The organism is SAR86 cluster bacterium, assembly GCA_029268615.1.
GTDB lineage: Bacteria > Pseudomonadota > Gammaproteobacteria > Magnimaribacterales > Magnimaribacteraceae > JAQWNM01.
In genome coordinates this window covers 91,273-115,304 of record JAQWNM010000010.1, presented here as the reverse complement: position 1 = coordinate 115,304, position 24,032 = coordinate 91,273, and the positions used below count along the sequence as shown (strand labels likewise).

General features: G+C 33.5%; 25 protein-coding genes and 2 tRNA genes. 17 read left to right on the top strand and 10 right to left on the bottom strand.

The window, feature by feature from the left end:
• Positions 1-2: 2 nt before the first annotated feature.
• The 9 genes from nusA to P8J93_04925 all read left to right on the top strand — a co-directional run bounded on the left by nusA (position 3) and on the right by P8J93_04925 (position 9,012).
• Positions 3-1,493 carry a transcription termination factor NusA gene (nusA, locus tag P8J93_04965; protein MDG2061150.1) on the top strand — a complete coding sequence of 497 codons (1,491 nt, stop codon included), beginning with the start codon at positions 3-5 and terminating at the stop codon, positions 1,491-1,493.
• 8 nt (positions 1,494-1,501) lie between these two features.
• On the top strand, positions 1,502-3,847 hold the full coding sequence (infB, locus tag P8J93_04960; protein MDG2061149.1) for a translation initiation factor IF-2: 2,346 nt from the start codon (positions 1,502-1,504) through the stop codon (positions 3,845-3,847).
• A complete protein-coding gene (rbfA, locus tag P8J93_04955) occupies positions 3,844-4,164 on the top strand; it encodes a 30S ribosome-binding factor RbfA (protein MDG2061148.1) in 321 nt (106 codons plus the stop codon). Before infB ends, rbfA begins: the two co-directional genes overlap by 4 nt.
• A 5-nt stretch (positions 4,165-4,169) precedes the next feature.
• On the top strand, positions 4,170-5,036 hold the full coding sequence (gene truB / locus P8J93_04950; protein MDG2061147.1) for a tRNA pseudouridine(55) synthase TruB: 867 nt from the start codon (positions 4,170-4,172) through the stop codon (positions 5,034-5,036).
• A gap of 36 nt (positions 5,037-5,072) precedes the next feature.
• Complete coding sequence (gene rpsO, locus P8J93_04945; GenBank protein MDG2061146.1) at positions 5,073-5,342, top strand: 30S ribosomal protein S15; 270 nt, start codon at positions 5,073-5,075, stop codon at positions 5,340-5,342.
• 82 nt (positions 5,343-5,424) lie between these two features.
• Entirely contained in the window at positions 5,425-7,506 is a 2,082-nt protein-coding gene (gene pnp, locus P8J93_04940; protein MDG2061145.1) for a polyribonucleotide nucleotidyltransferase, read from the top strand.
• A 124-nt stretch (positions 7,507-7,630) separates the two neighbouring features.
• Entirely contained in the window at positions 7,631-7,849 is a 219-nt protein-coding gene (locus P8J93_04935; protein ID MDG2061144.1) for a hypothetical protein, read from the top strand.
• 73 nt (positions 7,850-7,922) lie between these two features.
• The gene (locus tag P8J93_04930) at positions 7,923-8,153 is read left to right on the top strand and encodes a hypothetical protein (protein ID MDG2061143.1); all 231 of its coding nucleotides are present in this window, start codon (positions 7,923-7,925) and stop codon (positions 8,151-8,153) included.
• A 94-nt stretch (positions 8,154-8,247) separates the two neighbouring features.
• Positions 8,248-9,012, top strand: a complete 765-nt coding sequence (locus P8J93_04925) for an alpha/beta hydrolase (GenBank protein ID MDG2061142.1) — start codon at positions 8,248-8,250, stop codon at positions 9,010-9,012.
• 13 nt (positions 9,013-9,025) lie between these two features.
• Here P8J93_04925 and P8J93_04920 read toward each other — a convergent pair.
• The 8 genes from P8J93_04920 to P8J93_04885 all read right to left on the bottom strand — a co-directional run bounded on the left by P8J93_04920 (position 9,026) and on the right by P8J93_04885 (position 13,983).
• A tRNA-Met gene (locus tag P8J93_04920) sits at positions 9,026-9,102 on the bottom strand.
• A gap of 45 nt (positions 9,103-9,147) precedes the next feature.
• Positions 9,148-10,236 carry a redox-regulated ATPase YchF gene (ychF, locus tag P8J93_04915; GenBank protein ID MDG2061141.1) on the bottom strand — a complete coding sequence of 363 codons (1,089 nt, stop codon included), beginning with the start codon at positions 10,234-10,236 and terminating at the stop codon, positions 9,148-9,150.
• 2 nt (positions 10,237-10,238) lie between these two features.
• On the bottom strand, positions 10,239-10,814 hold the full coding sequence (gene pth, locus P8J93_04910; GenBank protein ID MDG2061140.1) for an aminoacyl-tRNA hydrolase: 576 nt from the start codon (positions 10,812-10,814) through the stop codon (positions 10,239-10,241).
• A 27-nt stretch (positions 10,815-10,841) separates the two neighbouring features.
• A complete protein-coding gene (locus P8J93_04905; GenBank protein MDG2061139.1) occupies positions 10,842-11,540 on the bottom strand; it encodes a 50S ribosomal protein L25/general stress protein Ctc in 699 nt (232 codons plus the stop codon).
• 21 nt (positions 11,541-11,561) lie between these two features.
• A complete protein-coding gene (locus tag P8J93_04900; protein MDG2061138.1) occupies positions 11,562-12,518 on the bottom strand; it encodes a ribose-phosphate pyrophosphokinase in 957 nt (318 codons plus the stop codon).
• A 28-nt stretch (positions 12,519-12,546) separates the two neighbouring features.
• A tRNA-Gln gene (locus P8J93_04895) sits at positions 12,547-12,621 on the bottom strand.
• A 19-nt stretch (positions 12,622-12,640) separates the two neighbouring features.
• Positions 12,641-13,456 carry a 4-(cytidine 5'-diphospho)-2-C-methyl-D-erythritol kinase gene (gene ispE, locus P8J93_04890; protein ID MDG2061137.1) on the bottom strand — a complete coding sequence of 272 codons (816 nt, stop codon included), beginning with the start codon at positions 13,454-13,456 and terminating at the stop codon, positions 12,641-12,643.
• A gap of 8 nt (positions 13,457-13,464) precedes the next feature.
• Entirely contained in the window at positions 13,465-13,983 is a 519-nt protein-coding gene (locus P8J93_04885) for a hypothetical protein (protein ID MDG2061136.1), read from the bottom strand.
• A gap of 36 nt (positions 13,984-14,019) precedes the next feature.
• Here P8J93_04885 and prfA point away from each other — a divergent pair, with 36 nt between their 5' ends.
• The 8 genes from prfA to P8J93_04845 are packed head-to-tail and all read left to right on the top strand — an operon-like array spanning position 14,020 to position 20,850.
• Entirely contained in the window at positions 14,020-15,108 is a 1,089-nt protein-coding gene (prfA, locus tag P8J93_04880; GenBank protein ID MDG2061135.1) for a peptide chain release factor 1, read from the top strand.
• Positions 15,109-15,945, top strand: a complete 837-nt coding sequence (gene prmC, locus P8J93_04875; protein MDG2061134.1) for a peptide chain release factor N(5)-glutamine methyltransferase — start codon at positions 15,109-15,111, stop codon at positions 15,943-15,945.
• Between the two features lie 2 nt (positions 15,946-15,947).
• Entirely contained in the window at positions 15,948-16,694 is a 747-nt protein-coding gene (locus tag P8J93_04870) for a HesA/MoeB/ThiF family protein (protein MDG2061133.1), read from the top strand.
• Position 16,695: 1 nt separating this feature from the next.
• Positions 16,696-17,835, top strand: a complete 1,140-nt coding sequence (locus P8J93_04865) for a beta-N-acetylglucosaminidase domain-containing protein (protein MDG2061132.1) — start codon at positions 16,696-16,698, stop codon at positions 17,833-17,835.
• Positions 17,836-17,837: 2 nt separating this feature from the next.
• A complete protein-coding gene (locus tag P8J93_04860; GenBank protein MDG2061131.1) occupies positions 17,838-19,460 on the top strand; it encodes a long-chain-fatty-acid--CoA ligase in 1,623 nt (540 codons plus the stop codon).
• A gap of 10 nt (positions 19,461-19,470) precedes the next feature.
• Positions 19,471-19,926, top strand: coding sequence for a MaoC family dehydratase (locus P8J93_04855; protein ID MDG2061130.1), 456 nt, complete (start codon positions 19,471-19,473; stop codon positions 19,924-19,926).
• 7 nt (positions 19,927-19,933) lie between these two features.
• Positions 19,934-20,659 (top strand): SDR family oxidoreductase, encoded by a 726-nt coding sequence (locus tag P8J93_04850; protein ID MDG2061129.1) that lies wholly within the window; start codon positions 19,934-19,936, stop codon positions 20,657-20,659.
• Positions 20,659-20,850, top strand: coding sequence for a hypothetical protein (locus P8J93_04845; GenBank protein MDG2061128.1), 192 nt, complete (start codon positions 20,659-20,661; stop codon positions 20,848-20,850). The genes P8J93_04850 and P8J93_04845 overlap by 1 nt, the downstream gene beginning before the upstream one ends.
• A gap of 276 nt (positions 20,851-21,126) precedes the next feature.
• Here the strand turns inward: P8J93_04845 and gatB are convergent, their stop codons facing one another.
• Together gatB and gatA are read right to left on the bottom strand one after the other, a co-directional pair.
• On the bottom strand, positions 21,127-22,566 hold the full coding sequence (gatB, locus tag P8J93_04840) for an Asp-tRNA(Asn)/Glu-tRNA(Gln) amidotransferase subunit GatB (protein MDG2061127.1): 1,440 nt from the start codon (positions 22,564-22,566) through the stop codon (positions 21,127-21,129).
• A gap of 1 nt (position 22,567) precedes the next feature.
• The gene (gene gatA, locus P8J93_04835; protein MDG2061126.1) at positions 22,568-24,031 is read right to left on the bottom strand and encodes an Asp-tRNA(Asn)/Glu-tRNA(Gln) amidotransferase subunit GatA; all 1,464 of its coding nucleotides are present in this window, start codon (positions 24,029-24,031) and stop codon (positions 22,568-22,570) included.
• Position 24,032: the final 1 nt, after the last annotated feature.

Below are 24,032 nucleotides of genomic sequence, written 5' to 3'. Positions count from 1 at the left end.
TTATGCAAAATGAAATTTTATTAGTTGCGGAATCAGTCTCAGGTGAAAAGAGTTTACCCAAGGAATCTATTTTTGAAGCCATCGAACTAGCTTTGGCTTCTGCCACTAAAAAGAGGTATTCAGAACCTACAGAAATTATTGTAGAAATTGACACAGAGACTGGGAATTATCTAACTTATAGAACTTGGTTAGTTACTTTGGATGAAGAATATGAATTTCCAGGATATCAATTAACTCTTGAAGAAGCTAAGAAAAAAGATGAAACCTTAGAAATAGGTTCGATAATTAAAGAACAAGTAGAAAATGTTGCTTTTGGAAGAATTGCAGCCCAAGCTGCCAAACAAGTTATTGTTCAAAAAGTTCGAGAGGCTGAAAGATCTCAAATTGTAAGTAAATATAAAGCTTACTTGGGAGAGATGGTCAATGGAGAAATAAAGAAAGTTAATAGAGATTTTTTAATAGTAGATTTAGGAGATAATGCAGAGGCAATTTTACCTAGAACTGAATTAATCCAAGGCGAATCTTTTAGACTTGGAGAAAGAATTAAAGGCATATTATTTGAAGAAGAAAGAGAGAATAGAGGATCCCAATTAGCTTTAAGTAGAAAATGTCCAGAAATGGTTGAGCAACTTTTTAGGATTGAGGTTCCAGAGATTTCTGAACAAGTTATTGAAATCAAAGCAGTAGCAAGAGATGCTGGTTCACGATCGAAAATAGCTGTCAAAACAAACGATAATAGAATAGATCCTGTAGGGGCATGTGTAGGAATGAGAGGTTCAAGAGTTCAAGCAGTATCTTCAGAAATAGGTAATGAGAGAATAGATATCATAATTTGGGATGATGACCCTGCGCAATTAGTTATTAATTCAATGGGCCCTGCAGACATTACATCGATTGTCTTAGATGAGACCAAAGGTTCTATGGATATTACAGTTACATCTGATACTTTTGCTCAAGCTATAGGAAAGAGTGGTCAAAATGTGAGATTAGCAAGTCAGTTAACAGGTTGGAAATTAAATGTATTGAACAAAGATGAAGTTAATGAATCAGAAGAAAGTAATTCTGAAACAACAGGATCGTTGATTTTGAACTTAGATATTGAAGTAGAAGTAGCGGAATTACTTGAACAAGAAGGTTTAAGTTCAATTAGGTTAGTTGCAGATTCCTCTATAGAAACCATAGCTTCTATAGACGGTTTTGATGATGAAATTGCTTCAGTGCTCATAGATAGAGCAAAAGCTGCTTTGTTAGAATCAGCTATTGATCTTGAATCAGATTTAGACAGCGATAAAGAGAGTGATGATAATGATTTAATGTCTATTGAGGGAATTGATGTTCCGTTTGCTATGGAACTAAACCAGGCAGGAATAAAAAATAAAGAAGATTTAGCAGAACAATCAGTAGATGAACTACTTGAGCTTGTGAAGATAGATGAGAAGGCTGCAGCAGATTTAATAATGAAAGCCAGAGCACATTGGTTTGAAAATGAATAAACTTAATAATGGCTGATTTAACGGTAAAAAAGCTAGCTGAAATTGTAGGGTTCTCTTCAGGAAAGCTCTTGTCTAGAATGAAAGAAGCTAGTCTTAAACATGCTTCAGAAGATGAAATAGTTACTGATAAAGATAGAAAAAAATTATTAGAGCATTTAAAAAACCCAAAGTTTAAAAAAACTTCTACTATTTCTTTAAAAAAGAAGACAAAAGAAAAAGAAGTTTCACAAGTTTCTAACAAGATAGAAATACAAAGAAAGAATAAAATTAAGACCACTTCTTCAGTAGACAAATCTGATGACTCGGATTCAATAGATTTTAAATCTGCTGAAGCAAAAAGAAAAGCAAATGAACAAGAAAAAGCTAACGCCAAAGAAAAAGTAGATAAAAAAGTAGATCTTCTGGGCAAAACCAAAGTTAGAAGAACTTCTAAGAAAGATGAAAGTGCAACAGCTAAAAAGATTCCTGTTGACACCAAGAAGGATTCTTCTTCTAGGATCTCTAAAAGAGAAGAAAGAGAGTTAGAAGGAGAAAGGATTCTTGAACTTAAATCTAAATCTTCAGAACAACATAAATTTGAGAAACCTGCTGAGTTTATTCAAAAGAAAATTCAAATTCCTGAATCAATATCTGTTGCAGATTTAGCGCAATTACTCTCCATTAAGGGAGGTGAACTTTTAAAGAAACTTATGAGTCTTGGGGTTATGGCAACTATAAATCAAACTTTAGATCAAGATACTGCCATATTAATAACTGAAGAGTTAGGTCATTTAGGCGAAATTGCTTCGGAAGTCTTCGAGGAAGATAAATTACAGGAATTAGTATCTTATTCCGGAAAAGAGTCATCTAGAACACCTGTTGTTTCTGTCTTGGGTCACGTTGATCATGGTAAGACTACTTTGTTAGATTTTATAAGGAGTGCAAAAGTAGCTTCTAGTGAAGATGGCGGAATAACCCAAAAAATAGGTGCTTACAAAGCACAAACTAAGTCTGGTGAAATTACTTTTATAGATACTCCAGGGCATGCTGCATTTACTGAGATTAGAGCTAGAGGAGCAAATTCAACTGATATTGTTGTGCTAGTCGTTGCAGCTGATGATGGTGTTCAACCGCAAACAGAAGAAGCGGTAAACCATGCTAAAGTTGCAGGCGTCACCATAATTGTTGCGGTAAATAAAATTGACACCGATGGTGCGGATCTTGAGAAGATAAAAAAAGAGCTATCTGAATTAGATCTTGTTCCTGAAGATTGGGGAGGCAATACTCAATTTATTCCAGTTTCAGCTTTAACGGGAGAAGGAGTTGATAATCTACTTGAAGCTATAGCTTTAGAAGCTGAGGTTTTAGAATTAAAAACATTTTTTAAAGGGTCTGCTACAGGCATCGTATTGGATTCCTCTACCCAGAAAGGTCAAGGAGCAATAGCAACATTATTAGTTCAAAAAGGAACTTTAAAGCTAGGAGATATTATTTTGCTAGGCGAGCAAACTAAAAAAGTTAGAACCTTAATCGATGAGAATAACAAAAAAGTTGAATTTGCTGAACCTTCTTCGCCTGTAATAGTTACCGGTCTAGAAACACCACCTATTGCAGGCGAAGACTTCATAGTTGTTTCAAGTGAAAAAATGGCAAAAGATATTTCTCAAGAAAGGGCTGAAAGATCAAGATTGAATAGACTTTCTAGACAACAAATTTCAAATGTAGATGCATTCTTTGAACTAAATGATAAGTCAAAAATATTAATAAACCTTCTTATAAAGGCAGATACTCATGGTTCTTTAGAAGCTATTGTCGGTTCAATAGGAAATTTTCAATCTGAAGAAACAAAAATAAATATCATACATAAATCTGTTGGAGGCATTAATGAAAATGATATAAATTTAGCTCGTACAGCTGATGCTTATGTCATTGGGTTTAATGTGAGGGCTGATAATGCGGCAAAAAATATTGCAGAGAATGAGTCTATAGATATAAAGCTATTTTCCATAATATATGATTTATTAGATTCAATTAAAGAGCTTATAGAAGGAAAGTTAGAACCCGAGATTAAAGAAAATATTCTAGGAACCGCAGAAGTAAGAGATCTATTTACCTCTCCAAAATTTGGTTTAATTGCTGGATCTATGGTTATAGAAGGTTCTATCAAGAGGAATAGTCCTCTGAGGGTAATTAGGGATAATATAGTTATATTCGAAGGTAAGTTAGATTCTCTAAGGCGATTTAAAGATGATGCATCTGAGGTTAAGACAGGAATGGAATGTGGCCTTGGAATTACTAATTATAAAGACGTGAAAGTTGGAGACAAGATAGAAGTATTTGAACGTTTGGAAGTTAAGAGAACCTTAAGTGCATGAAATCTTTAGACTTCACTAGAGCAGATAGGCTTCAAGATCAAATTAAAAGAGAATTATCCCAAATAATTAACAATAAAGTTAAAGATCCTAGACTTTATGGATTAACTTTAACTAGGGTAGAGTTATCTGAAGATAAAAAACAAGCTTACGTATACTTTTCTTCTTTTAATAGTTTCAATAATGTATCAGAAGAAGACTTGCAAGAAGGTTTAGTTAAGGCAAAAGGCTTCATAAGAGGAGTTTTGAGCTCAAATTTACGTTTAAAATATACTCCAGACTTAATTTTCTCACCCGAAATTGATATTTTAGAAAATTAGATTATATGAATGGAGTATTACTTTTAGATAAACCTAAAGGAATAAGTTCAGCGAGTTGTGTTTATAACTTGAGGAAAACTTTAGGAATAAAAAAAATAGGGCATTGTGGGACTTTAGATCCTTTAGCTAGCGGTCTCCTGCCCATATGCTTTGGCAATGCAACTAGGTTTAGTTCATTTATTACTGATCAATATAAGAATTACAGATTATCTGCAATTCTAGGAGTAATTACTTCTACAGGCGATTTAGAGGGAGAAATTTTGCAAAGGAAAGATCCTGGGAGGAGTCATTTAAGTTTAGATAAAATTTTAAATAGTTTTCTTGGAATGCAATCACAAATACCTTCTATGTATTCAGCTATAAAGAAAAATGGACAACCAATGTATAGATGGGTAAGAAAAGGAATTTATTTTAAAAGAGAATCTAGATCTATTGATATAAGGTCAATTGAAGTCTTATCCTTAAATAAACATACATTTGAATTAGAGGTAGTTTGCTCGAAAGGAACATATATAAGGTCATTAGTTGAATCAATAGGTAGGGAACTAGGAGTTGGTTCAACCTTAAAAGATCTGAGAAGAATTTCTATTGGAAAACATTCCATAACCCATTCTGTACCTCTTAAGACATTAAATAAAAGTAATATTTTAGATTACTTATCGCCTGCAGATGTTTATATATCAGATCTCCCATCTGTATTTATTTCAGAAGAAGATGCAAAAAAGATTAGGAAAGGTCAGTCAGTTGACTATAATGCACACCAAGATACTACTGGGTTAGTTAAAATATATACAAAAAATAATATTTTTTTAGGTATAGGGGATTTAAATGAATTAGATATTCTTAAGTCCAAAAGGTTACTTCCTAGTTAGTATTTAATTTAGTTTAATAAATAATAAGGTTGAGTTTTGGCATTAAGCAGCATAGATAAGAAAGATTTAGTTAGTAAATTTGGTCGCGGAAAGGAAGATACAGGTTCACCAGAGGTTCAGATAGCTTTGCTATCTGCCAATATAGATTCTTTGAACAATCATTTTAAAGACAATAAGAAGGACCATCATTCTAGAAGAGGATTGATAAGAATGGTCAATAGAAGAAGAAAGCTTTTGGATTATATTAAATCCCATAAGCCAGATACTTATAAGAAGCTACTCGAAGACTTGGGTCTTAGAAGGTAGTTTTATTTATTTAAACCCAAATTAATTTATATATCTTGAATAAATAGTTATTCAAGACGAATAATTGTAAAAAAAAGTAATTATGAAAGCATACAAAAAAACAATACTCTTCGGTGATAAAGAAGTAACTTTTGAGACCGGTAGAGTTGCTAAACAAGCAACTGGCTCAATTCTAGTCACTTGCGACAATACACAAGTTCTTGCAACTGTTGTTCTAGGCAAAGCACCAGGAGAACACCAAGATTTTTTCCCATTAACTGTAAATTACATAGAAAAGACTTATTCTACTGGAAAGATTCCAGGAGGTTTCTTTAAACGAGAAGGTCGACCTACAGAGAAAGAAACTTTAACTTCTAGACTCATTGATAGACCTTTGAGACCTTTATTTAATAATGATTTTCTATATGAAGTTCAAGTTGTTTGCACTGTCATCTCAGCAGATAAAGATACAGATCCTGATGTAGTTGCTTTTCTTGGCGCTTCAGCTGCTATTGCTATTTCCGGGCTTCCATTTAATGGTCCATTGGGAGCTGCAAGAGTAGGTTTTATAGAAGGGAAGTACGTACTTAATCCTAAAAGGAGTCAATTAGAGAATTCTTACTTGGATATGGTGGTTGCAGCTAGTGATAAAGCAGTAATTATGGTTGAATCAGAAGCAAAAGAATTATCAGAAAGCCAAATGCTTGGAGCGATATTATTTGCTCATAAAGAGATGCAGGTTGTTATCTCTGCAATTAAAGAAATGGCTGTTGAAATAGGAAAACCAGATGTTGAGTATATATCTAAAGAAATAACAAACGAACTTATAGAAAAAGTTACTGAATCTTTTGAAGCAAAGATAACTGACGCATATTCAATTAAAGAAAAGCAAGCTAGGGTCCAGAAACTTAATGAAATTAAGGAAGAAATTCTTCAAAATCTTTCTTCTGAAGATTCTGAGTATACTGATTCAGATCTATTAGATGCCTTTAAGAAAATTGAGAAGAGTATTGTCAGAACTAGACTTATAAATGGAGAGCCTAGGATAGATGGACGAGATTTAGATCAAGTTAGGCAATTATATTCAGAGATTGGTGTTTTAAAAAATACTCATGGGTCAGCTTTATTTACAAGAGGAGAAACCCAGGCACTAGTGGTTACAACTTTAGGATCTCCAAAACAAGCTCAGATAATTGATGCTATAGAGGGAGAATTTAAAGATCAATTTATGCTTCATTATAATTTCCCACCTTACTCTGTAGGAGAAGCAGGATTTTTAGCTGGACCAAAAAGAAGGGAAATAGGTCATGGTAAATTAGCCAGAAGAGCATTGGAAGCAGTGCTGCCAGACCCCGAAGATTTCCCGTATACTATTAGAGTAGTTTCTGAAATTACAGAGTCTAACGGCTCCAGTTCAATGGCCTCAGTCTGTGGTTCTAGTCTAGCACTAATGGATACGGGGGTACCAATAAGAGCAGCAGTTGCAGGTATAGCTATGGGCTTGGTGAAAGAAGATTCAGGCTTTGCTGTCATAACAGATATATTAGGAGACGAAGATCATTTAGGAGACATGGATTTTAAGGTAGCAGGAACTTCTGAAGGTATAACCGCTCTTCAAATGGATATAAAGATAGATGGTATAACTGAAGAAATTTTTGAAGTAGCCTTAGAGAAAGCACAGGTAGCCAGAATTCATATTCTTGAGAACATGAATGAAACAATAACTGAATCAAAAGCCACTCTCTCTGATAAAGCACCTCAGGCAGTAGTTTTACAAATTGACAAGTCAAAGATTAGAGATCTGATAGGTAAAGGTGGTGACACTATAAGAGCATTAACATCAGAAACAGAAACTTTGATAGATGTTGATGATAATGGAAGAGTCACAATTTATGGTGATAATGCTAAATCAAGAGAATTAGCTGTACAGAGAGTAGAAGAAGTTACTGCCAGTCCAGAAGTGAATAAGATCTATGAAGGAAAAGTTGCAAAAATTACTGATTTTGGAGCTTTTGTAACAATTCTACCAAATACGGATGGATTGGTTCATATCTCAGAAATTTCAGAAGAAAGAGTTGAAAAAGTTACAGACGTTTTAACCGAAGGTGAAAAAATTAGTGTTAAAGTTTTAGAAGTAGACTCAAGAGGTAAAATTCGTTTAACCATGAAAGGAATTGAGAAATAATTATATTTGTGTCTTTGACCTTTTTGTGTTAGTCCAATGTTGTTATAGTTCTCTGGTTGGGTTCTAATGGGTTTACTTAGATATTAATCTAAGTATTTGTTTAGCTAAATATTATGGGTGAAAAATGAATGCATTAAATTCTCTTAGAGATATCATCGGATCGCTTACAGGCATAGTAGTTGCTCTTGTTGGATTAGGAGTTGCTGCTGGTGTGGTCTTCGGTTCAGGAGTACCTTTTGTCGGCGGAGTTCTAGATAACCTTCTAGCTCTTGTTGACACTTTAGGTGCTAACGGACTTATAGGACTTATTGTTTTAGCGGTATTGTTAGATCTTTATAACTAGGTCTTTTACACCGGTATTACTTGAAAGGGGGCCCTAGGGTACCCCTTTCTTTTTTCTAATAGGTGGAGGTTGTATGTCAGATTTAATTAATAGAATAAGTGATTGGTTATGGGAACTTACTAAGGTTTTGTCCTTAGTTGTTTCTGTAGCATTACTAGTTTCAGTACTATTTGGACCAGGAACTCCATTTTTTGGTGGTGTTCTAGATAATATTAAACCAATTATAGATACCCTGGGCTCTGAAGGGTTAGGAGTTGTAATTGCTTTGATAATTATTTTAGGTTATTGGAATAATCGTTCCTAGTTTATTCAACCTTAAAAAGGCACCAAGAGGTGCCTTTTTTTTAAACTTAAATAATATGAAAATTCAATAAGGCAGAGTAAATATAAAAAATGATATTCTTTTTGGTCAAGGGGGAGAAAAAAAATTATTTGGAGATCTATTTTTACCTCCTTATCAAGACAAAGATAGACCGGCTATAGTAATAGTTCATGGAGGAGGTTGGTATGAAGGAGATAAAAATCAACTTAGAGGTTATGGAATACTATTAGCAAGATATGGATTTGTTTGTTTTTGTAGTTCTTACAGATTATCTCATCAAGAATTATGGCCTGCTCAAATTCAAGATGTTAAATGTGCTATTAGATATTTAAGATTTAATTCTGATAAATTAGGAGTTGATCCAAAAAGAATAGGAATAAGTGGTAATTCTGCCGGTGGTCATTTAGCTCTAATGGCAGGAGCATCTTTTTTAAATAATGATTTTGAGGGTCAAGGAGGTAATAATGATGTAGATTCTGCAGTTAAAGCAGTATGTGCTATTTATCCACCAACTTCAATTAAGAATCTTACACACATAGATCCTTTAGATAATGCTTTTCTTGCATTAATGGGTAAAAAAGCTGCCCAAGAGGATTATGATAGGGCGAGCCCTATAAATTATGTAACGGAAAAATACCCTCCTTGTATGTTGGTCCATGGATCCTCTGATAAGTTAGTTAAGTTAGAAGATAGCTCTTTATTTTATGAAGCTTTAGTCAAGGAAAAAGTTCCTGCAGAGCTCCATATTTTTTCAGGGCAAGAACATGCATTTGATAATGACCCAGGATATGGTAAAAATATTGCTGATTTACAAAGGTTATTTTTTCATAAATATCTTTAAGTAATTTATGGGGTGGTGGCTATGGGTAGACTTGAACTACCGACCTCGGCATTATGAATGCCGCGCTCTAACCAGCTGAGCTACATAGCCAAGATGCGAATTTTCAGATTCTGAGAGTCTAAAGTCAAGCTTGTTTTATACATTAAATCTAAAATGGATTATATCCCCATCCTTTACAATATAATCACTTCCTTCAGATCTAAGTTTTCCAGCTTCTTTGGCGCCAGATTCCCCTTGGTATTTAATATAATCTTCATAAGCTATTGTTTCAGCTCTAATAAAGCCTTTCTCGAAATCTGAGTGAATTTCACCAGCTGCTTGAGGAGCGGTCGCATTTCTTTGTATCGTCCATGCACGGACTTCCTGTTTTCCAGCAGTAAAGTAATTTTGTAAGCCTAACATGTCATAACTTTCTCTAATTAATTTATTTAGCCCAGGTTCTTTCATTCCTAGATCTTTTAAAAATTCACTTCTTTCTTTTACATCCAGTTCTGCTATCTCTGACTCTATTTGGTTGCATAAAGTAAGGCAACGAGCTTTCTTTTTGAATGCATATCCTTTTAAAGTTTCTGTCATTTCATTTTTATCATTTATTTCTTCAACATTTGCAATATAAATAGATGGTTTTAGAGTAATAAGCTGTAGGCTTTTAAAAAAATATTTTTCAGATTCAATAAATTCACTGTCTTTGGCAAACACACCTTTACTTAAATCATCCTTGAGACCTTCAAGAGATTCAAATTGATTTTTAATATCCTTATCTCCGCTTCTGTATTGTTTCTCTAGTTTATCTTGAGCTTTAATTAAAATATCTAGGTCTGCAAGTAATAATTCCATCTCTACAGTTTCTAGGTCAGCTATTGGGTTGATTTCATTATGAACATGTGTGATATCAGTATTTTCAAAGCACCTTACAACATGAACTATAGCTTGCGTTTCTCTGATATGAGATAAAAATTGGTTTCCTAAACCTTCGCCATTTGAGGCTCCTTTTACGAGTCCAGCAATGTCAACAAACTCAGTTATTGCTGGAATAATTTTTTTAGGATCTACAATTCCTGCTATCGCTTTTAACCTTTGATCTGGAATAGGAACTATACCTTTGTTAGGTTCGATAGTGCAGAAAGGAAAATTCTGAGCTTCTATTCCTGCCGAAGTTAATGCATTGAATAAAGTAGATTTACCGACATTTGGTAATCCAACAATACCACATTTTAAACTCATATCTATTCCTTGGTATGGAGTTCTAACATAGCTTTCTGCCAGTCACGTTTAAGGATCTTTGGCATGATCTGTAATATATTGGAATAAGAAGTTTCTATAAAGGGTAAATCTAATTTTTTGGGTTTACTCAAGACATATTTGGTTACATCTTTATTAATACCAGGATGACCTATACCTATCCTAATTCTATGGAACGATGGGTCAGAAATGTTCTCAATTATATCCCTAACTCCATTATGACCTCCATGCCCTCCGCCAACCTTATATCGAGAAATACCAACAGGAAGATCTAATTCATCATGAACAATAATTATTTCAGATGCTTTTAAATTTAAGTATTTCTTAGTAGCCTTAACACTTTGACCGCTATTGTTCATATAGACCGAAGGTACTAGAAGATTTAGACTAATTCCTTCTATTTTATGGATAGCATGGAACCCTTTTAGGTTTGTATTTTTTTTTAATTTTATGAAATAAGATTCAGCCAATTTTGTTACAAATTGAGCTCCTACATTATGCCTTGTAGACTCATACTCAGTATCTGGATTTCCTAATCCAACTATGAGTAGGTTTTTCATAAAGGTTGAAAATTGGGAGCTTTTTCTTTAATTTTCTTCTTTAGGTTCTTTCTCTGATTCTTCATCAGAATCTTCTTTTGACTCATCTCCATCTTCAGACTCTTCACCTTCTTCTAATGTTTCAATTTCTGGCTCAATATCAATTATTTTTGCTTCTGTAATTGACACAACTGCCTGATCTCTATCCTCACCCAATGCTAATGAAGGAATTTCTACCCCTAATCCTAGTTTTAGTTCAGATAGAAATACAGAAGAACCAAGTTCTAAGTTTTCAACATCTACTTCAATGTATTCTGGAAGATTTGAAGCTAGGCAACTAATTTCAATATTGTTGATTAAATGACTAACTACTCCGCCCCCTATTTTAACTCCAACACAAGTGTCTTCATTTATAAACCTTACAGGTATTGAGAGATTTATTCTTGTGTCTGGGTCTACACGCAAGAAATCAGCATGCATCAATTTTTGAGAAGAAGGGTGGAGTTGTAATTCTTTGAGAACAACATTTAGAGAGTCACTAGCTAATGTAATTTTGATTACTTGACTAGAAAATCCAGAGAATTGAGTAGCTTTTACTAAATCTTTCTCTAAGATTTGAATTTTCTTGGCTTCATCTTTAGCACCATAGATAACAGCAGGTATTAAGTTTTGGCTCCTTAGAGTTCTACTATTAGATTTTCCTTTTAGCTTTCTTTCTTCTGCTATTATATTTAGACCTTCTGCCATTTTAATATTCTCCCAGTTCCATTATAAGAACATTGCACTTATAGATTCTTCATTGTTAACTCTTCTAATAGCTTCGGCTAATGTAGAAGCCATAGATATTACTCTTATCTTTTTTGACTTCAGAGCTATCTCAGAAAGCGGTATAGTATCGGTTACTACCAATTGATCAAGCATTGATTTATTTATTTTCTCAATAGCTTCTCCTGAAAGCACTGGATGTACTGCATAAGCTTGGACTTGTTTAGCACCTTTACTCTTAAGTGCGGCTGCTGCATTGCATAGTGTTCCAGCTGTATCTACTATATCATCTACTATTAAGCAGTCTTTTCCTTCAACTTCACCTATTACGTTCATAACTTCTGAATTGTTAGCAGAGTCTCTTCTTTTATCTATGATCGCTAAATCTGTTAAAGAAAGTGCCTTAGCTAAGGCTCTTGATCTAACAACTCCTCCAACATCTGGAGAGACAATTAAAGGATTTTTTAATTTTTGTTGAGAAATATCATCTCTTAGGATTCTTGTTCCATAAACATTATCTACAGGAATATCGAAAAAACCTTGTATCTGTTCTGAATGCAATTCCACTGTTAAGACTCTATCGATTCCTGACCTTTGAAGCATATCCGCAGTGATTTTTGCACTTATTGGGACTCTTTCAGATCGGACCCGTCTATCTTGTCGAGCATATCCATAATAAGGAACTACTGCAGTTATTCTGGCTGCCGAAGACCTTCTGATTGCATCTACCATAATAATTAATTCCATTAAATTATTATTAGCTGGAGAGCAAGTTGGTTGTATAAGAAAGACATCCATACCCCTAACATTGTCCTCGATTTGAACACTTATTTCTCCATCACTAAATTGACCTACGTTAGCCTTTCCTAATGAAATTCTTAAATCTTTACTAATTTTTTCCGACAATTTGAGGTTTCCAGTACCCGAAAAAAGCATAAGACCTGTTCTTGAATTATTCATGGTTAAATATTCTCATCTAGTTTTTTTTTGGCTGGGGTGGCTGGATTCGAACCAGCGAATGACGGCATCAAAAGCCGTTGCCTTACCGCTTGGCCACACCCCAATTTCATATAATTCGTATTTTATGTCAATAAAGTCTTTAAGGGTGAGGAATCTAAGCTATTAACTAAAATTACTTCAATTTTCTTTTTTATTTCTTGAAATACCATATTTGCTTTTTTTTTGTTATCAAATTCTATAAATAGTGCTGAACCCGTGCCAGTTAACATTGGTTTGTTATATTTTTGAAGTATATCAAAAGTACGACGAATTTCATCTGAAGACTTCAGCGCATAATCCTGGAAGTCATTTATCTTCTTTCCATGCATAAAATCATCTAGACTAAACTTATGTTTTGAGTCTACTACTATATTATCAAAAGCAATTTTGGTACTGATACCTTCTTTAGGTAAGGCTAGTAAATAAGTTCTTTTTGGAATAATGATTTCCGATAGAATATCACCTCTTCCTTCCCCCCAGGAAGATGTTCCTTTTATAAACAACGGGACATCTGAACCTAATTCTTTTCCAAGAGCACTTAATTCCTCTGTATTTAAATTAGTATTCCAAAGTTTATTAAGTCCAAGTAAAACAGCAGCTGCATCCGAGCTTCCTCCCCCAAGCCCCATTTGCATAGGTATGTTCTTTTTTAAAGATATGTCTGCTCCCATCTTCACTGAACATAATTTTTTCAAATTAAATGCAGCCTTAAGAATAATATTATTTTTAATCCTATTTGCTTCTTCTTTTAGAGTAATATTTTCTATAGCAGGTTCGATAGAAATAATGTCATATAAATCAATTAATTCAAAAGCAGTTCTAATATCATGAAACCCGTCATTTCTTTTCTTTATAACTTGGAGGTGTAAATTAATTTTAGCTGGAGCTTTTAGAATCATAGAATAATTTAAATTATTGTTATAGAGTCTATGGCTATTTTAATCTCTTCATTATCTGTAGAGATAATAGTATTCCTAGGATAAATCTTATTTTTAGATCCTTGATAATTGTGTTTAATTTGTAATTTCATACTCCCAAAACTTTTATCATGTGTATTTCCTAATAAAATAGCTATTAATTCTTTGGTATTTATTTTTAATTTTAAAGGAAGATTAAAATCATTACTCATTGTTGATATTAATTCATTTAGATCAAGAAGTTTATTTTCAGGGATAATTGAAGAATTCTCAGGAAATAAGTAATTCTTTCCAAGAATAATTTTATAAGATGAATTTAATTTAATTAGTTTAAAATAACCCGAAATCAACTTATCATTTTTTTTGAAGCTTATTTTTGCTGAAATTACTGCAATTTCATCTACATTTATTTTTTTTATATCTATGTCATTATGAATTCTCTTGGCACTACAAGAATAAAAAACTAAGCTAATGATTAGGGGAGTTAAGATTATGTTAAGAATTCTCATGAATTATAAAAAACCTAAATTAAGATATTATTAAAAATGCTAGATAGTTTAATAAACAAATTAAAACAGATTTCTCTAAGATATAAAGAAGTAGAGTCATTACTTAGCTTACCAGATGTAACTGAGAATCAAGAAAACTTTGTTGCATTGTCAAAAGAGTATGCAGATCTTGGACCAATTATCTCAGGATATAATAGATATGTTGAGATTCAAGAATCATTGGCGGAGCTAAATCAATTAAAAAATGATTCTGATAATGAACTGAGGGAATTAGCCCAATCTGAAAGTGAGGAACTAGAAAATGAGTTGAAGATAATAATGTTAGAAATACGTCAGCACCTCCTTCCAAAAGATCCGGATGACTCAAAAGATGTTTATTTAGAAATAAGAGCTGGTACAGGAGGGGACGAAGCAGCTTTATTTTCAGGTGATCTTTTTAGAATGTACACAAGACTTGCTGAAAGAAATAAATGGACAATAGAAACTATTAATATTCGTCACGGAGATCATGGAGGTTTCAAAGAAATAGTTGCAAAAATTGAAGGAAAAGATGTTTATAAGAAGTTGAAATTTGAATCGGGAGTTCATAGAGTCCAGAGAGTTCCAGTAACGGAATCTCAAGGTCGGGTCCATACGTCAGCATGTTCTGTCGCAGTTTTACCAGAAATGGCAACTTTAGATGCTATTTCCATAGATAAAAGTGATTTAAGGATAGATACATTTAGAGCTTCAGGAGCAGGAGGACAGCATGTTAATAAGACTGATTCAGCTGTAAGATTAACTCATATTCCCTCAGGAATAGTTGTTGAATGTCAAGATGGTAGATCCCAACATAAAAACAAAGAAAAAGCTTTGCAATTACTTCAATCTAAGTTGATGGAGTTAGAGAAGTCTAAAGTAGATGCAGAGCAAGCAGAAAGCAGAAGATTAATGGTTGGTTCTGGTGACAGATCTGAAAAGATTAGGACTTATAACTATCCTCAAGCAAGAATTACAGACCACAGGATAGTGACATCAGTTCATAACTTTGAAGGTTTTTTAGATGGAGATATGGAGTCCATGATTTCAGCATTACTAGAAGAAGAGCAAGCTATGGCGCTAGCTAAGTTAGAAGAAGGGTCTTAAATGAGATCTGGATCATCATCTGTTTTTATGGAATATTTAGAATTCGCTAAAAATAGCAATTATGTTGAAGCTTTGGATGTAGAAAATATCTTCTCACATATTTTAGGTGTTTCAAGAAGTTCTTTGTATACAAATAAATTTTTGAACATCAATAAGACGAATCTAAATATAATAAAGCAATCAATAAATAGAAGAAATCTAGGCGAGCCTCTCGCATATATTTTAGAAAAAAAAGGATTTTGGAATATAGAGTTATCGGTAAATAAACATGTGTTAGTTCCAAGGCCAGAGACGGAAACTTTAGTCGAAATTGTTTTAGACATTTATGGTCAAGAATCAATTCAAATATTAGATGCTGGAACAGGAAGTGGAGCAATATCATTGGCATTAGCTCATGAAAGAAAAGAATGGAAGGTATTTGCATTAGAAAAGTCATATCGAGCATTAAAAGTAGCTAAGCAGAATGAAATAGACCTTGGAATTGAAATTAATCTGATTCAAGGGGACTGGTTATCTTCTATAAAAAAGGGATCACTGGATGTTGTTGTGAGTAACCCGCCGTATATATTTAAAAATGATCCTAGATTATTAGGAGATGGAGTTAGATTCGAACCTCTTAATTCTCTAGTTTCTAATAAAAATGGATTAGAGGACATACAAAAAATTGTTGAAGAAAGTTCTTACTGTCTTAGAAAGAAAGGAATGTTGTTCTTAGAACATTCTCCAGAGCAAAAAAATATAGTAAAAGATATTTTTAATAATTTTTCTTTTGAAGATTACACTTCTTATAAAGACTTAAATGGAGATGATCGTATTTCAAGAGGTATAAAAATATAGGCATGAAAGATAAAGATTTATTAAGATATAGTAGGCAGATTTTATTGCCTGAGATTGATGTAGAAGGGCAACAAAGAATTAACAATGCTAGGGTAGTTGTCATAGGCCTTGGAGCACTTGGATCTATTGCAGCTAATTATTTATGTAGGGCTGGAATAGGAGAACTCATTCTTTGCGATTATGACCATGTTGATATTTCAAATTTACATAGACAGGTTCTATTTCAGGAGTCGGATATTAATAAATCTAAAGTTAATCAAACTTTAGAAGCTCTAAGTAAGATTAGATCAGATTCTTCGGTCCAAGGAATAGAAAAAGAGATTGATATTGAGGTTTTAACAGAATTTATCTTAAAGGGTGAAATCATAATAGATGCAACTGATAATTTTGCTTCTCGTTATGCTATCAATTCAGTTGCTTTTAGTAAAAAAGCTTTCTTAATATCTGGAGCAGCTTTAGGTTGGTCAGGACAGATTTCAGTATTTAATTTTGAATTACCAAATTCATCTTGTTATGAATGTTGTTTTGGTTTTACTGAGCAGGAGGATTTAAGTTGTTCAGAAGCTGGTATTTTGGCACCAATAACTGGCATTATAGGTTCTATGCAAGTAATTGAAGCGTTAAAAAAGATATTAAATTTGAGTTCATATCGAGAGTCTATCTTAGAGAATTATGATTTTTTAAAAGGGGAAACTCAAAGGCTAAATATTAAGAGAGATCCTTTGTGCTCAACTTGCGGGAATAAATAGTATGCAATTTAAGGGCTACATTGAAGGCTATTATGGCAAGCTGTTATCCTGGAAAGACAGGTCCACTATATTAAAATCTATTTCTCATCTTGGGATGGATTTATATATATATGCCCCTAAAGAAGATCCATATCACCGAATAAAATGGTCCACACCTTATCCTGACGATGCATTGCATAATTTTAAAAGTTTTACAGAAGAAGCAACCCAACTAGGAATTACACCTTATTTTTGTTTATCCCCTGGAATTAGTTTTAGTAAAGGAGCTGCTAGTGACTTGGAGAACTTAAAAGAGAAATTCAACCAATTACATTCAGTCGGCTTTTCAGAATTTGGAATCTTGTTTGATGATCTTGAATTTAAGAGAGATAAATATTTAGCTGTTGAACATGGAAATATAATAAATCAAATCTCACAATATTTAGAAAAAAAATCTACTAGCCCGTTAATTTTTTGCCCTACAGTTTATTGTAATAGTTTTGCTGGTGATGATATTTTTAATTCACCTTACTTAAAGACTTTAGCAGAAGAAGTACCAAGTAATTTGCCCATGCTTTGGACAGGAAAAAATGTTGTGAGTGAATCAATTATCGACGAAGAAATTCAAGAATTACAAAAAGTCATTTCTAATCCAGTATTAATTTGGGATAACTATTATGCCAACGATTACTGCCCAACAAAGTTTTTCATAGGACCTCTAAAGGATAGACTTATTAATATAGAAAATGTTAAAGGTTTTGGATTGAATGGAACAGGGCTACCAATCACTGATAGTATTATTTTATCTCAACTAGATGGCAAGTTAAAAACTGATGATATTTTAAAAAAGTTTGAAATTCCAGATGCTTTTAAGCAACTCATGCCTTTTTTTTATGGTCCTTTTGACATAGTTCCTGATCTAAGTAAAGTTGAAGATATTGATATATTGATAGATCTTTCGAATGATTTATGTATAGAGTGGAAGAGTCAACTTCAGCTGGAATGGTCTCCTTTTTTATGGGATTTCTTTAATAATTTACGTTTTCTTAAAAAGATTATCGAAGGAAATGATAAAAAGTCACTTGAAGCTTGGGCTTTACGGAGATATTCTGGTCCGTTAAATAAAATTATATCAAGTAAATTAAAAAAGAAAGGGAGTTAAGAATGTTAGGAAATATGATGGGAAGTCAGGTATTGATTTCTGGATTAATAGAGCATGCTGTAAAAAATCACGCTGATACCGAGATAGTTTCTAAAACTGTAGAAGGTTCTATACATAGGTACTCATTAGAAGACTCAGCAAATAGATCTAGAAAATTAGCAAATGCTCTTACTAAAATGGGATTTAAAAAAGGAGATATTGTCGGAACTTTGGCATGGAATACATATAGACATTTTGAATTATATTTTGGAGTTTCTGGGATAGGATCAATAGTACACACTATAAATCCAAGACTTTTTCCAGAGCAACTAGAATATATAATAAATCATGCTGAAAATAAGTATCTCTTTATAGATTTATCTTTTGTAAGTTTGATCGAGTCATTAATTGAAAAACTTCCTTCTATAAAAGGTGTAATCGTCTTAACCGATAAAGATCATATGCCAAATACTAGGTTAAAGAATATTTTATGTTATGAAGAATTAATTGAGAACGAATCTGAAGAATTTAGTTGGCCAGATTTAGACGAAAATGCAGCCTCTTCTCTTTGTTATACATCAGGCACTACTGGAAATCCTAAAGGAGTCTTATACTCAAATCGTTCTACAATTTTACATGGATGGATGGCAAGTTCAGGTAATGGAATGAATTTATCTAATTCAAGCGTGTTGTTACCTGTTGTTCCAATGTTTCATGTTAACGCATGGGGTTTGCCTTACGCATCATGTATGTTTGGATGTAAAATGGTACTGCCTGGACCCGACTTAGATGGAGCATCCTTACATGCTCTTATAGAAGCTGAGAAACCCAATATTTTATTAGGCGTTCCTACGGTTTGGTTAGGTTTACTTCAACATCTAAATAAAGGAAATCACGTATTAGATTCTGTAGACACAGTCTTAGTTGGAGGATCTTCCGCACCTAGAGCTATGATTAAGGAGTTTGAAGAAAAGCATGCTGCTTTTTTACTTCATGGATGGGGTATGACAGAAATGAGCCCTCTTGGAACTATGACAAGTAAAACACCAGCTATGGAAAATATGAGCTTAGAAGAACGTTATGATATTCAACAAAAGCAAGGTAAATCAATTTTTGGCGTCGAAATGATGATTGCCGACGAATCGGGAGAAGAACTTCCCCGAGATGGAAAAACTTTTGGAAGATTGATGGTTAAAGGACCTACTATTGTTGAAAGGTATTATAAGTCTGAAGATTCAGCTTTGGATAGAAACGGTTGGTTTGATACTGGAGATGTTGCAACTATTAATCCTGAAGGATATATGCAAATTGTCGACAGAAGTAAGGACGTTATTAAATCTGGAGGGGAATGGATAAGCTCAATTGATTTAGAAAATATAGCAGTTGGTCATCAAGATATAGCAGAGGCCTGCGTTATTGGAGCTCTTCATGAGAAATGGGATGAAAGACCCATCTTATTTGTAGTTCTAGCAGAGGGAAAAAATATTTCAAAAGAGGAAGTTTTAAATTTCTTAGAAGATAAGATAGCTAAATTTTGGATGCCAGATGATGTGATCTTTGTAGAAGAGCTACCTCATACCGCTACTGGAAAACTACTTAAGACCGGATTAAGAGAGGAATATAAAGAACATTTATTAAATAAGTAAGGAGATAATTATGAAGATAGTCGCCGCAGAAAATATAAAAGATTATATTGGAGAGGAATTAGGAGTGTCTGATTGGTTTCAGATAGATCAAGAAAGAATTAATAAATTTGCTGATGTAACTGAGGATCATCAATTTATTCATGTAGATGAAGAGGCAGCCAAACCTTTATTTGGTTCTACAATTGCCCATGGTTTTTTATCTCTTTCTCTACTTCCTTATTTAACTTCTCAAGCAGGAACTATTTTTCCTGAAAATGTAAAGGCAGGTATAAATTATGGTCTTGATAAAGTTAGGTTTTTAAGTCCAGTACCTTCGGGAGCAAAAGTGAGAGTAAGAAGTACTCTTAAGGAGGTAACAGAAAAAAATCCTGGACAATGGTTATTAAAGTCAGAAGTAGTTATGGAAATTGAAGGCATAGAAAAACCGGCCTATTTTGCTGAAGCTCTGACAATGTTTATGGTGTAGATAACCCATGACAACTAAGAAAGTAGTAATAGTAACTGGAGCAAGCAGTGGGATAGGAGAGGCCACATCTAGAATGCTTATCAATGGTGGCGCTAAGGTTATGTTAGTTGCTAGAAGAGAAGATAAACTTAAGAAGATAGCTGAAGAATTAGGTGAAGATGCTCACTACCATGTTGCCGATGTTGCAAATCATAAAGAAATGTTAAAAATGTCTGAAGAAACTCTATCCCTTTTCGGTAGGGTAGATGTGTTAGTTAATAATGCCGGGATAATGCCCTTGTCATTGATTTCTTCAAGGCGGGTTTCAGAATGGGATGAAACAATAGATGTAAATATCAAAGGAGTTCTTTATGGAATTGATTCTGTTCTTAATCATATGCTTGAAAGAGAATCAGGACATATTATTAATGTTTCTTCAGTAGCGGGTCATAGATCAGGAGCAATGACAGCTGTTTACTCTGGGACAAAGTTTGCGGTTCGAGCAATTAGTGAAGGCTTACGCCAAGAACTTGCCAACAAAGTAAGAGTTACTAATATTAGCCCGGGGGCAGTTACAACTGAATTAGGTAATTCAATAAAAGATGAGACAGTCATGAAAGCAATGCTTGAAAGATTAAATCATGATTTTTTAGATGCAAATGATATAGCTTCTGCAATTTGTTATTGTATTAATCAACCTGAGTCTGTTTCGGTTAATGAAATGATAATAAGGCCATCTTCACAAGAAATGTGATGGTCAAGAAAAGTGCTATTATAAGAGACAAGATTTTATCTAAGACTATTTCTTCATTAAGAAGGGATAGAAGAATTGAAAGGATTTCAATTCCTCTTATAGCAAAAGAACTTTCTATGGAAACTTCAGGAGCTTTAGAATACTTTTCCTCTATTGAAGATATTTTTTTAAAAGAACAAAAAAGCTTGTAGAAAAAAGTCTACAAAGTTCTTGACGAGAAACTTAAAAAAGCTGAGCATCCCGCAGATTTTAAATCTAAAAATAAGCTAATTTATAGGAAGAAGTTACTTCAGATTATTAAGAAGGGTTGGCCCGGAAAGGCTCCAAATGTTTTAGAGAGGCAAACTGATTTGGTACTAATGTGTTTTTATGGATTTCTAGAACATGTTGCTCATTCACCAAAATTAGAAAGAAAAAGGACTGTCAAAGATTTCAGAAACATGATTAATCTGCATCTTCAAGATAGGCTATTCTTTTAACCTTTTATTTAGGACGTCATTTACCTGACTAGGATTAGCTTTTCCTTTCGATGCTCTCATAACTTGACCGACAAAAAAACCAAATAATTTATCTTTTCCAGATTTAAATTTGTTTAGTTGATCGGGATTTTCTCTCAAAACTTTGTCCACTAAATCTTCTATTTGGCCTGTATTAGTTAATTGCTGAAGACCTTTACTTTCAATTATGTCATCTACATCTTTTGTTTCTTGCCACATAATTTCAAATACTTCTTTAGCGGTCTTGCCAGATATTGTTTGGTCTTCTATTCTTTTTACTAGCGTACCCAGATTTCTTGCACTTACTTTTGATTCACTTACTGAAAGATTATCTTTGTTTAAAGCACCAAGGAGTTCTCCCATTACCCAATTAGCTGTTGGTTTAGGAGAGTTAGAAAGCTTGATCGCTTCTTCAAAAAAATTAGCAAGTTCTATTTCTGCTGACAAAACGCCAGCATCATAATTATTTAAATGATATTCTTTGATAAACCTTTTACTCTTCTGAGTTGGAAGCTCTGGTAAATTATCACTGATATTTTTTATAAATTCATCTTCTAGGATAACCGGTAATAAATCAGGCTCAGGAAAATACCTATAATCATTTGCAACTTCTTTAGACCTCATTGGTTTTGTTAGATCTAGTTGTGAATCATAAAGTCGAGTTTCTTGAATAATTCTACCTCCAGATTCTATGACTTCTATTTGTCTTTTTAACTCATAATTTATTGCTTTTTCTACAAACCGAAAAGAGTTGATATTTTTTATCTCTGTTCGAGTGCCATATTCAGTTTGGCCTATTTCTCTAACTGAAACATTAGCATCACATCGCATAGAGCCTTCTGCCATATTTCCGTCTGATATTCCTAAATATCTAATGATAGAGTGGATCTTTTTTAAGTACTGGACTGATTCTTGAGCACTTCTTAGATCTGGTTCTGAAACAATTTCTAGCAAAGGAGTTCCTGCTCTATTAAGATCTATACCAGTCATTCCAGCAAAATCTTCATGGAGAGATTTTCCTGCATCTTCTTCTAAATGTGCTCTAGTTATCCTTATAGTCTTTTCAGTATTATTATCTATTTCTATATTTAATGACCCACCTTCCACTATCGGCCTATCTAATTGACTAATTTGGTAACCCTTGGGTAAATCTGGATAGAAATAATTCTTTCTCGCAAATTGAGTAGGACTATTTATATTTGCACCAATGGCTAGACCAAATTTAACAGCCATTTTAAGTACTTCTTCATTTAATACAGGCAATACTCCAGGCATACCAAGATCAATATTACAGGCTTGAGTATTAGGAGCAGCTCCAAATGTTGTGCTAGCTCCAGAAAATATCTTAGATTTAGTTGCCAATTGGACATGGACTTCAAGTCCTATAACTATCTCCCAATTATTATTCATCTTATTTAATATTAGGTCTTTCAAGATGCCAGTTTGTCTCTAGTTGAAAATTTTGTGCAACACATAATATGGAACTTTCTTGTAAATGATTTCCGATTAATTGCAATCCAATTGGTAATCCTTGATTATTACCGCATGGGAAAGAAATTCCTGGAAGTCCTGCCAAATTTGCTGGTATGGTAAAAATATCTTCAAGATACATGGATAATGGATCTTTAGATTTAGAGCCAATTTTAAAGGCAGTGTCAGGGGCAGTAGGAGATAAAATCATATCAACTTCTTTAAAAACTTCCTTGAAATCATTAGCAATAAGTTGTCTGCATTTTTGTGCCTTTAAATAATAAGCATCATAATAACCGGCAGAAAGGACATAGGTCCCAGTTAGAATCCTTTTTTTAACTTCATAACCAAAACCGTCTTCTCTAGTCCTGCTATAAAGATCATCCAAGTCCTTTGGATTTTCACATCTGTAACCAAATTTAACTCCATCATATCTTGAAAGGTTTGCGGAGCACTCAGCTGGTGCAATTACGTAATAGGCTGCTATTCCAAGGTCAACATTAGGCAAAGAAATTTTCTGGAATTTAGCACCTAGTTTTTCTAATATTTTTATAGCTTCATCAATAGATTTTTGTACATGTTGAGGAATATCTTTTTCAAAGAACTCAATTGGAAGACCTATTTTTATATCTTTAAGATCATTTTGAGCTTCTAATGCAAAGTTAGGCACATCAACATTTAGAGATGTTGAGTCTTTTGGGTCATAGCCACTCATTATTTCAAGCATAAGAGCAGCATCTTCTGCCGACTTTGCAAGGACTCCTCCCTGGTCTAAACTTGATGCAAAGGCTATCATTCCATATCTGGAAACTCTTCCATAAGTAGGTTTAATTCCCGTTATGCCGCATAAAGATGCTGGCTGTCTAATAGATCCTCCTGTATCTGTTCCAGTTGATGCAGATGCTAGGGAAGCTGCTACACATGCTGCTGAACCACCAGAAGATCCTCCTGGAACACATTCTAAATCCCAAGGGTTTTTTACATCACCGTAAAAACTAGTTTCATTAGAAGAGCCCATTGCGAATTCATCCATATTTGTTTTACCTAAAGATATTGCCCCTGCTGTTTTAAAATTTTCAACAACGGTTGAAGAATATGGAGGTATAAAGTTATTTAGCATCCTTGAACCGCAGGTAGTTAGTAAGCCTTCAGTACAAAAAATATCCTTATGAGCTATTGGAATACCTTCCAAGGGCAATGCAGAATTATTAAGGTATCTTTTATCTGATTCTTTTGCATCCTTTTTAAGAGAGTCTAAATCTTCAATTGTTATATAACAATTGATCTTAGAATTTATTGATTCTATTCTAGTGTAATATGAATTCAAAAGTTCCTCACAGGAAAATTTTTTGGTTTTTAAACCTTCAATTTGTTTTTTTATACTGAGATTAAATAGTTCTTCCATA

Coding starts and splice junctions, on each gene's coding strand:
- nusA (MDG2061150.1), top strand. CDS start 3: ATGCAAAATGAAATTTTATTAGTTGCGGAATCAGTCTCAGGTGAAAAG.
- infB (MDG2061149.1), top strand. CDS start 1,502: ATGGCTGATTTAACGGTAAAAAAGCTAGCTGAAATTGTAGGGTTCTCT.
- rbfA (MDG2061148.1), top strand. CDS start 3,844: ATGAAATCTTTAGACTTCACTAGAGCAGATAGGCTTCAAGATCAAATT.
- truB (MDG2061147.1), top strand. CDS start 4,170: ATGAATGGAGTATTACTTTTAGATAAACCTAAAGGAATAAGTTCAGCG.
- pnp (MDG2061145.1), top strand. CDS start 5,425: ATGAAAGCATACAAAAAAACAATACTCTTCGGTGATAAAGAAGTAACT.
- P8J93_04935 (MDG2061144.1), top strand. CDS start 7,631: ATGAATGCATTAAATTCTCTTAGAGATATCATCGGATCGCTTACAGGC.
- P8J93_04930 (MDG2061143.1), top strand. CDS start 7,923: ATGTCAGATTTAATTAATAGAATAAGTGATTGGTTATGGGAACTTACT.
- ychF (MDG2061141.1), bottom strand. CDS start 10,236: ATGAGTTTAAAATGTGGTATTGTTGGATTACCAAATGTCGGTAAATCT.
- pth (MDG2061140.1), bottom strand. CDS start 10,814: ATGAAAAACCTACTCATAGTTGGATTAGGAAATCCAGATACTGAGTAT.
- P8J93_04905 (MDG2061139.1), bottom strand. CDS start 11,540: ATGGCAGAAGGTCTAAATATAATAGCAGAAGAAAGAAAGCTAAAAGGA.
- P8J93_04900 (MDG2061138.1), bottom strand. CDS start 12,518: ATGAATAATTCAAGAACAGGTCTTATGCTTTTTTCGGGTACTGGAAAC.
- ispE (MDG2061137.1), bottom strand. CDS start 13,456: ATGATTCTAAAAGCTCCAGCTAAAATTAATTTACACCTCCAAGTTATA.
- P8J93_04885 (MDG2061136.1), bottom strand. CDS start 13,983: ATGAGAATTCTTAACATAATCTTAACTCCCCTAATCATTAGCTTAGTT.
- prfA (MDG2061135.1), top strand. CDS start 14,020: ATGCTAGATAGTTTAATAAACAAATTAAAACAGATTTCTCTAAGATAT.
- prmC (MDG2061134.1), top strand. CDS start 15,109: ATGAGATCTGGATCATCATCTGTTTTTATGGAATATTTAGAATTCGCT.
- P8J93_04870 (MDG2061133.1), top strand. CDS start 15,948: ATGAAAGATAAAGATTTATTAAGATATAGTAGGCAGATTTTATTGCCT.
- P8J93_04865 (MDG2061132.1), top strand. CDS start 16,696: ATGCAATTTAAGGGCTACATTGAAGGCTATTATGGCAAGCTGTTATCC.
- P8J93_04860 (MDG2061131.1), top strand. CDS start 17,838: ATGTTAGGAAATATGATGGGAAGTCAGGTATTGATTTCTGGATTAATA.
- P8J93_04855 (MDG2061130.1), top strand. CDS start 19,471: ATGAAGATAGTCGCCGCAGAAAATATAAAAGATTATATTGGAGAGGAA.
- P8J93_04850 (MDG2061129.1), top strand. CDS start 19,934: ATGACAACTAAGAAAGTAGTAATAGTAACTGGAGCAAGCAGTGGGATA.
- P8J93_04845 (MDG2061128.1), top strand. CDS start 20,659: ATGGTCAAGAAAAGTGCTATTATAAGAGACAAGATTTTATCTAAGACT.
- gatB (MDG2061127.1), bottom strand. CDS start 22,566: ATGAATAATAATTGGGAGATAGTTATAGGACTTGAAGTCCATGTCCAA.
- gatA (MDG2061126.1), bottom strand. CDS start 24,031: ATGGAAGAACTATTTAATCTCAGTATAAAAAAACAAATTGAAGGTTTA.